Genomic DNA, 12559 nt, shown 5'->3' on the forward strand with positions numbered 1-12559 from the left:
GCACCTGATGACCGACGGGCTCTGGTCCCCGAGCCTGCTCGCCGGCCGGCCGGCCGGCGAGCCGACCGTGCTGCCGAACTTCGTCGACGGCGAGTTCGACACGTCCGGCGCGCGCTTCCCCAAGGTCTCGCCGGTCACCGGCGAGACCATCCGCCACGTCGCCGAGGCCGACGAGTCCACCGTGGACGCGGCGGTGGCCGCGGCGCGGTCGGCGGTGCGCGGGCCGTGGGGCCGGATGGGGGAGCGGGAACGCGCCGCGGTGCTGTACCGGGTCGCCGACGAGCTGGAGCGCCGGTTCGAGGACCTGGTGGCGGCCGAGGTCGGTGACACCGGCAAGTCGATCTCGCAGGCCCGGACCCTCGACATCCCGCGGGGCGCGGCCAACTTCCGGGCCTTCGCCGAGATCGTGGCGACCGCGCCGACGGAGTCGTTCACCACCGCCACGCCGACCGGCGGGCGGGCGCTGAACTACGCGGTGCGCAAGCCGGTCGGGGTGGTCGCGGTGATCGTGCCGTGGAACCTGCCGCTGCTGCTGCTGACGTGGAAGGTCGCGCCGGCGCTCGCCTGCGGCAACGCGGTGGTGGTGAAGCCGTCGGAGGAGACGCCGTCGTCGGCCACGCTGCTGGCCGAGGTGATGGCGGCGGCGGGGGTGCCCGACGGTGTCTTCAACGTGGTGCACGGGTTCGGGCCGGGCTCGGCCGGGGAGTTCCTGACCCGGCACCCGGGGGTGGACGCGGTCACGTTCACCGGCGAGTCGGCCACCGGCGGGGCGATCATGCGGGCGGCGGCCGACGGGGTGAAGGCCGTGTCGTTCGAGCTGGGGGGCAAGAACGCCGGTCTGGTCTTCGCGGACGCGGATCTCGACGCCGCGGTCGAGGGCTCGGTGCGGTCGTCGTTCACCAACGGCGGTCAGGTCTGCCTGTGCACCGAGCGGCTGTTCGTGCAGCGGCAGGTGTTCGACGAGTTCACCGCCCGGTTGGCGAAGCGGGCCGACGAGTTGACGTTCGGCTGGCCCGCCGACGAGGCCACGGTGAACATGCCGCTGATCTCGCACCGGCACCGGGAGAAGGTGCTCGGCTACTACGACCTGGCCCGCGCCGACGGCGCGACGGTGCTCGCCGGTGGCGGCGTACCCCGCTTCGACGACGCCCGCGACGGCGGCGCCTACGTCCGGCCGACGGTGCTGACCGGCCTGGCCCCCACCGCCCGGATCAACCGGGAGGAGGTCTTCGGCCCGGTCTGCCACGTGACGCCGTTCGACGACGAGGACGAGGCGTTCGCCCTGGCCAACGACAGCGAGTACGGGCTGGCCGGCACCGTGTGGACCCGGGACGTCGGCCGGGCGCACCGGGCCGGCGCCCGGCTGGACGCCGGGATCGTGTGGGTGAACACGTGGTTCCTGCGGGACCTGCGCACCCCGTTCGGCGGGGTGAAGGCGTCCGGGGTCGGCCGGGAGGGCGGCGTCCACTCGCTGAACTTCTACTCCGAACTGACGAACGTCTGCGTGGACCTGTCATGAGCGACGTCGACCGGGCCGCGGCGCTGCTCCGCGCCGCCCACGAGACCGGGCAGCCCGTCGCGCCGCTGCGCGGCGACCTGCTGCCGGTCGGGGACGTCGACGCGGCGTACCAGGTGCAGCGGGCGCAGGTCGCCGAGTGGGAGGCGGCCGGCCGGCGGCGGGTCGGCGCGAAGATCGGCCTGACGTCGCGGGCGGTGCAGGAGGCGTTCGGCGTCCACCAGCCGGACTTCGGGGTGCTGTTCGCGGACATGGCGGTCCCCGACGGCGACGAGATCGACCTCGGCCGGCTGGTGCAGCCCCGGGTGGAGGCCGAGGTCGCGTTCGTGCTCGGCGCGGACCTGCCGTCCGCGCAGCCGACCACCGCCGACGTGATCCGGGCGACCGACCACGTCCTGCCGGCGATCGAGGTCGTGGACTCCCGGATCGCGGGCTGGGACATCTCCATCGTGGACACGGTCGCCGACAACGCCTCCTCGGGCCTGTTCGTCCTCGGCGACCGGCCGCGCACGCTGTCGCAGGTCGACCTCCGGCTGGCCGGAATGGTGCTCGAACACGCGGGGGAGCCGGTGTCGGTCGGCGCCGGCGCGGCCTGTCTCGGCCATCCCGTGCACGCGGTCGTGTGGCTGGCCCGGAAGCTGGCCGCCGCGGGCAGTCCGCTTGTCGCCGGTGACGTGGTGCTGTCCGGGGCGCTCGGCCCGATGGTGCCGGTCACCGCCGGCGCGGCGTACGAGGCACGTATCTCCGGTCTGGGTTCGGTCCGGGTCTGTTTCAGCGAGGGGGTGCGGTAGTGAGCACGGGTGTGGCGGTGATCGGGTCGGGGAACATCGGCACCGATCTGATGATCAAGGTGTTGCGGTTGTCGGAGTCGCTGCGGATGGTGGCGATGGTCGGCGTCGACCCCGCCTCCGACGGCCTCGCGCGGGCGCGTCGGCTCGGCGTGGCCACCACCGCCGACGGGATCGACGGGCTGCTGGCGATGCCGGAGTTCGCCGACGTGGCGGTGGTGTTCGACGCGACGTCGGCGGGGGCGCACCGCCGGCACGCCGCGCTGCTGCGCGAGCACGGTCGGCTGGTGGTGGACCTGACCCCGGCCGCGGTCGGCCCGTACGTGGTGCCGCCGGTCAACCTGGACGAACACCTGGACGAGCCGAACGTGAACATGGTGACCTGCGGCGGCCAGGCGACCGTACCCGTCGTCGCCGCCGTCGGCCGGGTGACACCCGTGCGGTACGCGGAGATCGTCGCGTCGATCGCGTCGCGCTCGGCGGGCCCGGGCACCCGGGCGAACATCGACGAGTTCACCGAGACCACGGCGCGGGCGATCGAGGTCGTCGGCGGCGCCTGCGCCGGCAAGGCGATCATCGTGCTGAACCCGGCGGAACCGCCGTTGCTGATGCGGGACACCGTCTACTGCCTGTGCCCCGACCCGGACGTCGACCGGGCGGCCGTCGCGGCGTCGGTCGAGGCGATGGTCGCCGACGTCGCCGGGTACGTGCCCGGCTACCGGCTCAAGCAGCAGGTGCAGTTCGACCCCGTGGACACCCACGTGCCGGCGCTCGGCGGCCGGTTCACCGGGGTGCAGGTGTCGGTGTTCCTGGAGGTGTCCGGGGCCGGGCACTACCTGCCGGCGTACGCCGGCAATCTCGACATCATGACGTCGGCCGCGCTGCGGACGGCGGAGCGGATGGTCGCACGACGCGCCGAGCGGGAGGTACCGGCATGACCGGGCTGTACATCCAGGACGTGACGCTGCGGGACGGCATGCACGCGGTACGGCACCGGTTCACCGTGGACCAGGTCCGGTCGATCACCGCCGCGCTCGACGCGGCCGGCGTCGCGGCGATCGAGGTCGCGCACGGCGACGGGCTGGCCGGTTCGAGCGTGAACTACGGGCACGGGGCCGCCTCCGACGCGGACTGGATCGCGGCGGCGGCGGAGGCGGTCACCACCGCCCGGCTGACCACGCTCCTGCTGCCCGGCATCGGCACCATCGCCGATCTGCGGGCCGCCCGCGACCTCGGCGTGACGAGCGTGCGGATCGCCACGCACTGCACCGAGGCGGACATCTCCGCCCAGCACATCGGGTGGGCGCGCGACAACGGCATGGACGTGTCCGGGTTCCTGATGATGTCGCACATGAACGAGCCGACGGCCCTGGCCGAGCAGGCGAAGCTGATGGAGTCCTACGGCGCGCACTGCGTCTACGTCACCGACTCCGGCGGCCGGCTGCTGACCCGGGACGTCGCCGAGCGGGTCGACGCCTACCGGCAGGTCCTCGACCCGGCCACCCAGATCGGCATCCACGCCCACCACAACCTGTCCCTCGGCGTGGCGAACAGCGTGGCGGCGGTCGAACACGGCACCGTCCGGGTCGACGCCAGCCTGGCCGGGCACGGCGCGGGCGCCGGGAACGCGCCCCTGGAGGTGTTCGTCGCCGTCGCCGAGCTGCACGGCTGGGAGCACGGCTGCGACGTGTTCGCGTTGATGGACGCCGCCGACGACCTGGTGCGGCCGTTGCAGGACCGGCCGGTCCGGGTGGACCGGGAGACGCTGACGCTCGGCTACGCGGGGGTCTACTCCAGCTTCCTGCGGCACGCCGAATCGGCGTCGGAGCGCTACGGCGTGGACGTCCGCTCGATCCTTGTCGAACTCGGCCGCCGCCGCATGGTCGGCGGGCAGGAGGACATGATCGTCGACGTCGCCCTCGACCTGGCCACCGCCACCGCCCCGACCGGAGGGGACCGATGACCACCGTCGACCAGCTCGCCGCGCGTCTCGACGCGGCGGCGACCAGCCGGGTCGCGGTGCCGCAGCTCGGTGCCGACGTCGGCCTGGACGTGCCCACCGCCTACCGGGTGCAGGAGGCCGTCGTCGCGCACCGGGTGGCCCGTGGCGAACGCCCGGTCGGGCTGAAGCTGGGCCTGACCAGCCGGGCCAAGATGGCGCAGATGGGCGTCGACGAGGTCATCTGGGGTCGCCTCACCGACGCCATGCGGATTCCCGACGGCGGCACGCTCCGGTTCGCCGACCACATCCACCCGAAGGCGGAACCGGAGGTCGCCTTCCTCGTCGAGGGCGGCGCGATCACGGCGGTCGCGCCGGCGATCGAGGTCATCGACTCCCGGTACGTCGACTTCCGCTTCACCCTGCCCGAGGTCGTCGCCGACAACACCTCGGCGAGCGGGTTCGTGCTCGGCGCCTGGCAGCCGGTGCCGGCCGGGATCGACAACCTCGGCGTGCTGCTGGAGGTCGACGGACGCGCCGTCCAGGTCGGGTCGACGGCGGCCATCCTCGGCGATCCCCGGCGGGCGCTGCCCGACGCGGTCCGGCTCGCCGGCGCGTACGGCGTGGAGCTGGCCGACGGCGCGGTCCTGCTCGCCGGCGCGGCCACCGCCGCCGTCCCGCTGCGCGGCGGCGCGCACGTCCGGGTCACCGTCGAGAGGCTCGGCACGGCGTCCCTGCGGGTCGGCCCGTGACCGGGCGGAGCGGGGCGGACGCGGGCGGGGTGGTGCCCGGCCTGGCCACGCCGCGTGGCCGGTTCCCGCACGTCCGGGTCGACGGCGACCTGATCTTCGTCTCGGGCACGTCCAGCCGCCGGCCGGACAACAGCATCGCCGGCGCCCGGGTGGACCCGATGGGCGTCACCGACCTCGACATCCGCGCGCAGACCCGCGCCGTCCTCGACACCATCCGCGACATCCTGCGCTCCGTCGACGCCGACCTGGGCGACCTGCTCCAGGTCACCACGTATCTGGTCGACATGAACGACTTCGGCGGCTACAACGAGGTCTACGCCGAGTACTTCGACGAGACCGGCCCGACCCGCACCACGGTCGCGGTGCACCAGTTGCCGCATCCGCACCTGCTCATCGAGATCCAGGCGGTGGCGCGCCGCCGCGCGACCCGCTGACCGCGCGGGCCGCGCGCTCACATCTTGACAGACTTCGATGTTAACGTGAACATTCGTTAACCGGCGTGTAACCACCGCCGAAGGCTGTTCGGCCACGCGCGCTGGCGAGGTCGCAGGAGGTTTCCATGGCAGGAGCGGATCGGGCGTCGCGGTCGCGGGGTCGGCGGGTCGTGGCGGTGCTGGGTGCCCTGGGCCTGCTGCTGGGCGCGGGGGTGGCGTACGGGGTGCCGGCCGCCTCGGCGGCGACCGTGGACACGTCGGCGTCGTACGTGTTCGTGAATCGGCACAGTGGTAAGGCGATGGATCTCTACGACTGGTCGACGGCGGAGAACGCGCCGGTCAAGCAGTGGACGCGTAACGACCTCGCGGTGCAGCAGTGGCAGTTCGTCGACGCCGGTGGCGGGTTCTACAAGGTGCGGTCGCGGCACAGCGGGAAGGTGTTGGAGTTGCCCGGCGGCGGCGACGGCATCACTCTGGTGCAGAGCACCGACCGGTCGTCGGCGACGCAGCAGTTCCGGTTGCAGGATTCCGCCGGTGGGTTCGTGCGGTTCGTGAACCGGCAGTGGAACAAGGTCATCGACGTGTGGGAGTGGTCGACGGCCGACGGTGGACGGTTGGCCAGTTACTCCGATCTCGACGGCGCCAATCAGCAGTGGCAGCTCATCCGCCTCGGCGGCGGGACGCCGAGTACCCCGGTGCCGGCCTACCCGCGGCCCATGACGGTTTCCGGGGACATCGGCGTCCACGACCCGACGGTGGTGAAACGACCCGACGGCACCTACCTCGTCGCGCACACCGGTGACAACATCGCCTTGAAGACTTCCACCGATCGGGTCGCCTACCGCAACGCGGGCACCGTCTTCCCCGGTGGCGCGCCGTGGACCGCCACGTACACCGGCGGCGCGCGCAACCTGTGGGCTCCGGATCTGTCCTACCGCAACGGGCGCTACTACCTGTATTACTCGGCGTCGACCTTCGGTTCGAACCGCTCGGCGATCTTCCTGGCCACCAGCGCCACCGGGGCCTCGGGGAGCTGGACCAACGAGGGGCTGGTCATCGAGTCGCGGGCCTCGGACACCTTCAACGCCATCGACCCGAATCTGTTCGTGGACGACCAGGGCCGCTGGTGGCTGACCTTCGGCTCGTTCTGGTCCGGCATCAAGATGATCGAGATCGATCCGGGCACCGGACGCCGGCTCGGCGGCGCGATGCACAGCCTCGCCACCTACAGTCCGGGCATCGAGGCGCCCGTCCTGGTCAAGCGCGGCTCGTGGTACTACCTGTACGTCTCGTTCGACCGCTGCTGTCAGGGCGCCGCCAGCACCTATCGGGTGATGGTCGGTCGGTCGGCGAACCCGACCGGGCCGTTCGTCGACCGCGCCGGCCGGGACATGCTCTCCGGCGGCGGCACCGAGATCCTGGCCTCGCACGGCAGCGTGCACGGACCCGGCCACCAGGCGGTCCTCGCCGACACCGACGGCGACCTCCTCTTCTACCACTACTACGCCGACAACGGCACATCGCTGCTCGGCATCAACCACATCGGCTACGACGCCGCCGCCTGGCCCTACGTCTCCTGACCCACCCACCGTCACCGCCCCACGATCACGTCGACCCGGGAGGGCGCATGCCGCTTCGACACCTTCTCCGTACGGCTCACCGCCCGGTGCCCGCCGGGGCCCCGGCCCGGCGGCGCCCGCGGCCGATCCTGGCGGCGGCGCTCGCCGTGCTCGCCGTGTCCGCCGGTCTGCCGGTGGGCGGGCCCGCGCAGGCCGCGCCCGCGGTGAATCACACCAACCCGGTGGTCAACCAGCGGGCCGATCCGCACATCGTCCGGCACACCGACGGCTACTACTACATGACCGCGACGGTGCCGCAGTACGACCGGATCGTGCTCCGGCGGGCCACCACCCTGCAGGGGCTGTCCACCGCCGCCGAGACGACGATCTGGCAACGCCACACCAGCGGGGAGATGGGCGCCCACATCTGGGCCCCGGAGATCCACTTCATCAACAACAAGTGGTACGTGTACTTCGCCGCCGGACGGACCGACGACGTGTGGCGGATCCGGATGTACGTGCTGGAGAACGCGGGCGCGAACCCGATGTCCGGCGGGTGGACCGAACGCGGCCGGATCACCACGCCGTGGGACACGTTCAGCCTGGACGCCTCCACGTTCGCCGTCGGCGGCGTGCGCTACCTGACCTGGGCGCAGCAGGAGCCCGGCATCGCCACCAACTCCAACGTCTACCTCGCCCGGATGGGCGCCAACCCGTGGCAGATCACCGGCCCGGTCACCCGGCTGGTGGTGCCGACGTACGACTGGGAGACCCGTGGTTACCGGGTGGCCGAGGGCCCGACGGTGATCCAGCACGACGGCCGGGTGTTCCTCACCTACTCGGCCAGCGCCACCGACGCCAACTACTGCCTCGGCATGCTGAGCGCCTCCGCCGGCGCGAACCTGCTCGACGCCGCCGCCTGGCGCAAGAGCCCGACCCCGGTGTTCGCCAGCAACGCGGCCACCGGCCAGTACGGCCCCGGACACAACTCCTTCACCGTGTCCGAGGACGGGCAGAGCGACATCCTGGTCTACCACGACCGCAACTACCGGGACATCACCGGTGACCCGCTCAACGACCCGAACCGCCGGACCCGGATCCAGAAGCTCTACTGGAACGCCGACGGCACCCCGAACTTCGGCATCCCGGTCGCCGACGGGGTCACGCCGGTCCGGCTGCGGGCACACGACCTGACCGACAGCTACATCCGCCACTACGACTACCGCGCCCGGGTCGAGCCGAACGTGACGAACCTGGCCGACTCGCAGTTCCGCATCGTCCCCGGTCTCGCCGGCGCCGGGACGGTGTCGTGGGAGTCGGCCAACTTCCCCGGCTACTACCTACGCCACCGTGGCTTCGCCCTCTACGTCGAACGCGACGACGGGTCGACCCTGTTCGACGGCGACGCGAGTTTCCAGCGGCGGGGCGGCCTGGCCGACAGCGCCGGACTCTCCCTGGAGTCGCAGAACTATCCCGGACGGTACGTCCGCCACCGCGACGGCCTGCTCTACCTGGAAACGGTCACCTCGAACGCCGACCGCGCCTCGGCCACGTTCCACCTCGAGTAGCGACCGCGCCGGATCCGCGCTTCTCGGTCCGCTGTTCATCTGCCGCCCGCCGATCATGCAACCGCGGTTCAGACGGCTCCTCAAGGCTCGGCGCAGAACGTGAGACGCGCGGAACCGAGGAGTGCTCGTGACGGACAGAGATATGGACAACGCCGACCGGCCGCAGGTGTCCCGCCGGCAGTTGGTCAAGTACGCCGGCGTCGGGGCGACGCTCGCCGCCGCCGGCCCACTCGTCGGCGGCGAGCCCGCGGCGGCCCGGGAGAACAGGAGCGCGGAGGCCGCACGGGGCGGGCACCACAGGCGGGCGTGGCGGGCCGGTGACCACCACGTCCACTCCGAGTACAGCGGCGAGTTCGACACCTCGACGAACCCGCCGACGTTCCACAAGGGCGCCGACGCGGTGTACCCGATCGTCACCAACGCGATCATGGCGAAGAACTTCGGGCTGAGCTGGGCGATGTGCACCGACCACGGCGGCCCCACCCACTCGAAGGTCAACCTGGAACAGGCGTACCCCGATCTGCTGCGGTCCCGCCGGCTGGTGCCGGAGGTGTTGCAGTTCTGGGGCATGGAGTTCGACGCGCCGGCGCTGGACCACCACACCCTGATGATCCCGCGCCACGACGACGAGGCGAAGATGCTCTTCGAGCTGGAGAGCCGCTTCGCCAAGCGGGATCCGTTCCCGGCCGACCCGGGCCGCGACACCGAGGCCAAGATGATCGAGTTCCTCAAGGTGGCCCGCGGCATGCCGCTCAAGCCGCTGGTGATCGCCCACCACACCTCCCGGTCGGCCACCGGCCTCGGCGTGTACGGCCAGGACACCCCGCGGGAGTTCCGCAACGGTCACAACGTCGCCCCGGAGGTGTACGTCGGCTTCGAGGGCGCCCCCGGGCACCAGGCCGCTCCGCTCAACGGCGGCAGTCGAGGCGGCTACGGCAACCATCCCACCTACGGCGGCTACGACCAGATGACCGCCCGGGTCGGTGGGCTGTGGGACTCCCTGCTCGGCGAGGGACGCCGCTGGTGGATCACCGCCACCTCCGACTCGCACGTGCACTGGACCCGCGGCGGCTCCGACTTCTGGCCCGGCGAGTACAGCAAGACCTACGTGCTGGCCCGGCAGGACTACGGCGACATCATGGACGGCCTGCGCAACGGGCGGATCTGGGTCACCACCGGCGACCTCGTCACCAGCCTCGACGTCACCGCCCGGTGCCAGGGCCGCGCGGCCGAGACCGGGCAGACCATCACGGTCAGCCGCCGCCAGCGCCGGGACGTCGAGATCGAGATCCGGTTCCGGCCGCTGCACGGCCGCAACGCCAACGGCGACCGGCCCGAGGTCCGCCGCGTCGACCTGATCGTCGGTCGGATCACCGGCCCGAACCCCGACCCGGACGCCGACACCAATCCCACCACCAGGGTCGTCGCCCGCTTCGGCCCCCGGGACTGGCGCCGGCAGGGCGCCGACCACGTCATCCGCCACACCCTGCGCGACGTGGACGGCGACCTGTACGCCCGGGTACGCGGCACCAGCACCGACGAGGCGGAGCCGCTCGCCGACGGGCTGGAGAGCCCGTGGGAGGACCTGTGGTTCTACTCGAACCCGGTCTTCGTCCACGTCCGCTGATTCCCCGTCGGGGACCACTGCGTGACGCTGTTTCCGGCATTTTGCCAGCGGGACGGCGAAGGTCTTTGTGAGGCTGTCATCGTGGTGGTGGCGCGCGGTGACGAGGCGGTCGAGCTGCGTGTTCACGGAGTGTCCGGCGCCTCGGCGGAGGCGATCGTCGACCACCCGATCGTGGTGCGGGTGGCGGGGGACCGGCACGCCGGCTTCTACCGGGTCCGGGAGGGACTGGGCTCGGCGGGCGGCGCTACCGCCGGCGTGGTGGTGGAGGCGTACCGGTGGGGGGCCCTGACCGCCGGGGTGGCGGTGCGGACGGCGTCGATGCTGCTGTTGTTGCCGTTCATGCTGGGTAACCTCGCGGTCTGGCTCCGTCCCACGCTGGCGGACCGGTTCGGTCTGCTCGGCGGGCTGTGTCGCCTGCTCGCCGGCTCGCTGACCGTGGCGATCACGCTGGCGTTGGTCGGGGTCACGATGAATCTGCCCGGCTGGCAGTGCGTTCCCCACGTGGAGTGTCGGGACGGGCGGCCGTACCTGTCGTGGCTCGTGGCGGTGCCGATGGGTCCGCGCCTGGCGGTGCTGGCGTTGGTGCCGCTGCTGGCGTTGCGGGTGTTCTGGGCGGTCGGGTCGCGATCGGCACGCGCCTTCGAGGGCTTCGGTACGGCGCCGCCGCGCGCGCGGTTCCTGGAGTCGACCGGGAGCCTCGCCGCGCCCGGCATCTGGCACGACGAGCGGATGACGTCGTGGCTGCGGCAGCTCCACGTCGGCCTGGGCGCCGGCACGGTCGACGTGGCCCTGGTCGTCGCGGTGTCGCACGGCCGATGGAACGCCCTCGCCGTCGGACTTGTCGGCCTCGCCGGCGGACTCGTGGCGTTCTGCGCCGCGCTGCTGCTGGTGACGGTCCCCACCCGGTGGGCCGGGCCGTTGCGACGCCTGCTGTGGATCCTCACCGGGGTGGCCACCGTGTCGAGCCTGGGATACGCCGTGTCCCAGCGGGAGGCTGTCGTGGCGGTCGGGCAGATGCCCGGATACGAGGGGGCCGTCGCCGGCCTGTTCGCGGCGCAGGGGCTGCTGCTGGTCCTGATCGCCGCGGTGACCCTCGTCCGGCAGCGCACCCGGCCGGACGGTGCGCGCGCCCTGCTCCGTGGACTCGGCACACCGCTGGTGGCGGCGATGTCGGTGACCGTCGCGTCGGCGTACACCACCACGCTGGTGTTCCGGACCGCGGACCAGCTCGACCGGGGCCGCATTCCCGATCCGATCCGCCCCAGCCCGCCTGCGCTGGGGCCGCTGGAACCACCGGTGGCGTACTGGTGGGCCGCGCTCGCCGGGCTCGCCGCGTTGCTGGTCGTCACCGCCGCGGTCGCCGTCACCCTGCCTGCCGCCCGGCGACGGCGACGGGCGTACGCGCGGGAGGTGGTCGAGCGGGATTATCCGGACGCGCCCGCCTCGGCGGCGCCTCGGCTGGAAACGGTCCGCGACACGATCGCCAGTTCCTTCGTCACCGAGGAACTCGGGCCGACGCTCGTCGCGTTCTTCGTGGTGTCCTCGCTCGGTCTCGCCACGGTCGCGCTCGACCTCGTCGGGATCGGACCCAGCCAACTCGCCGACCGCCTCAACCGGCGGCATGACGCCCTCGCCGTGCTCACCGCGTACGTCACCGACATCGGCATCTGGATCATCAGCCTCCTCGTCGTCGGACTGCTGATTCTGGGCTACCGGGCGTACCGGTCGCCGGAGACCCGCCGGCTCGTCGGTGTCCTGTGGGACCTGGGCACGTTCTGGCCACGCACGGTGCACCCCTTCGCGCCGCCCTGCTATGCCGCCCGCGCCGTGCCCGAGCTGACCCGACGGGTGTGCGCGCTCGCCGCCCGGGGGCCCGTGGTGATCTCCGGGCACAGCCAGGGCTCCGTGCTGGCCGCCGCCACGGTCCTGCAACTGCCGCCCGAGGCGCTACCCCGGGTCGCGCTGCTGACGCACGGCAGCCCCCTGTATCGCGTCTACGCCCGCCTGTACCCCGCCTTCCTCGGCGAACGGGTGCTGTGCGAGCTCGGGGAGCGGATCGACTGGCGGTGGCGCAATCTCTGGCGCGACACCGACCCGATCGGCGCGCCGATCTTCGACCAGCCCGACGTCGCGCGGGACGTGCCGCCGATGGCCGCCACGGTCGACGTGCGCCTGCGGGATCCGCCGAGCGTCACCGTGGAGCCCGCGGACACCGTCCCACCCCCGGTGGAACGCCACTGGCCCTACCACACCCAACCCGAATACCAGGACGCTGTCCGGTTCCTCCTCGACCGGATGAGCCGTGGGTGAGATCCCGGCCCCCCCCCGTCCGCGCGGCGACGGAGGTCGGGCGCGACCAAGTCGACGCCAAGTGGG

General features: G+C 72.5%; 10 protein-coding genes. All 10 read left to right on the forward strand.

What is annotated here, in order from left to right:
• Positions 1-7 precede the first annotated feature (7 nt).
• Positions 8-1519 (forward strand): 2-hydroxymuconic semialdehyde dehydrogenase, encoded by a 1512-nt coding sequence (locus tag O7619_RS16155; protein ID WP_282281726.1) that lies wholly within the window; start codon positions 8-10, stop codon positions 1517-1519.
• Positions 1516-2307 carry a fumarylacetoacetate hydrolase family protein gene (locus tag O7619_RS16160; RefSeq protein WP_282281727.1) on the forward strand — a complete coding sequence of 264 codons (792 nt, stop codon included), beginning with the start codon at positions 1516-1518 and terminating at the stop codon, positions 2305-2307. Before O7619_RS16155 ends, O7619_RS16160 begins: the two co-directional genes overlap by 4 nt.
• Positions 2307-3242 carry an acetaldehyde dehydrogenase (acetylating) gene (locus tag O7619_RS16165; protein WP_282281728.1) on the forward strand — a complete coding sequence of 312 codons (936 nt, stop codon included), beginning with the start codon at positions 2307-2309 and terminating at the stop codon, positions 3240-3242. Before O7619_RS16160 ends, O7619_RS16165 begins: the two co-directional genes overlap by 1 nt.
• Positions 3239-4267: a 4-hydroxy-2-oxovalerate aldolase gene (gene dmpG / locus O7619_RS16170; RefSeq protein WP_282281729.1), complete on the forward strand. Its 1029-nt coding sequence runs from the start codon at positions 3239-3241 to the stop codon at positions 4265-4267. Before O7619_RS16165 ends, dmpG begins: the two co-directional genes overlap by 4 nt.
• Complete coding sequence (locus tag O7619_RS16175) at positions 4264-4995, forward strand: 4-oxalocrotonate decarboxylase (RefSeq protein WP_282281730.1); 732 nt, start codon at positions 4264-4266, stop codon at positions 4993-4995. The genes dmpG and O7619_RS16175 overlap by 4 nt, the downstream gene beginning before the upstream one ends.
• A complete protein-coding gene (locus O7619_RS16180) occupies positions 4992-5429 on the forward strand; it encodes a RidA family protein (protein ID WP_282281731.1) in 438 nt (145 codons plus the stop codon). Before O7619_RS16175 ends, O7619_RS16180 begins: the two co-directional genes overlap by 4 nt.
• Positions 5430-5554: 125 nt before the next feature.
• Positions 5555-7009 (forward strand): family 43 glycosylhydrolase, encoded by a 1455-nt coding sequence (locus tag O7619_RS16185; RefSeq protein ID WP_282281732.1) that lies wholly within the window; start codon positions 5555-5557, stop codon positions 7007-7009.
• A gap of 47 nt (positions 7010-7056) precedes the next feature.
• Positions 7057-8556 carry a family 43 glycosylhydrolase gene (locus O7619_RS16190; RefSeq protein WP_282281733.1) on the forward strand — a complete coding sequence of 500 codons (1500 nt, stop codon included), beginning with the start codon at positions 7057-7059 and terminating at the stop codon, positions 8554-8556.
• A 127-nt stretch (positions 8557-8683) separates the two neighbouring features.
• Entirely contained in the window at positions 8684-10183 is a 1500-nt protein-coding gene (locus O7619_RS16195; protein ID WP_282281734.1) for a phosphoesterase, read from the forward strand.
• A gap of 81 nt (positions 10184-10264) precedes the next feature.
• Positions 10265-12493 (forward strand): hypothetical protein, encoded by a 2229-nt coding sequence (locus O7619_RS16200; RefSeq protein WP_282281735.1) that lies wholly within the window; start codon positions 10265-10267, stop codon positions 12491-12493.
• The last annotated feature ends 66 nt before the right edge of the window (positions 12494-12559 follow it).

The sequence above is a fragment of the Micromonospora sp. WMMD998 genome (assembly GCF_029581235.1).
In the GTDB taxonomy this organism is placed as follows: Bacteria; Actinomycetota; Actinomycetes; order Mycobacteriales; family Micromonosporaceae; genus Micromonospora.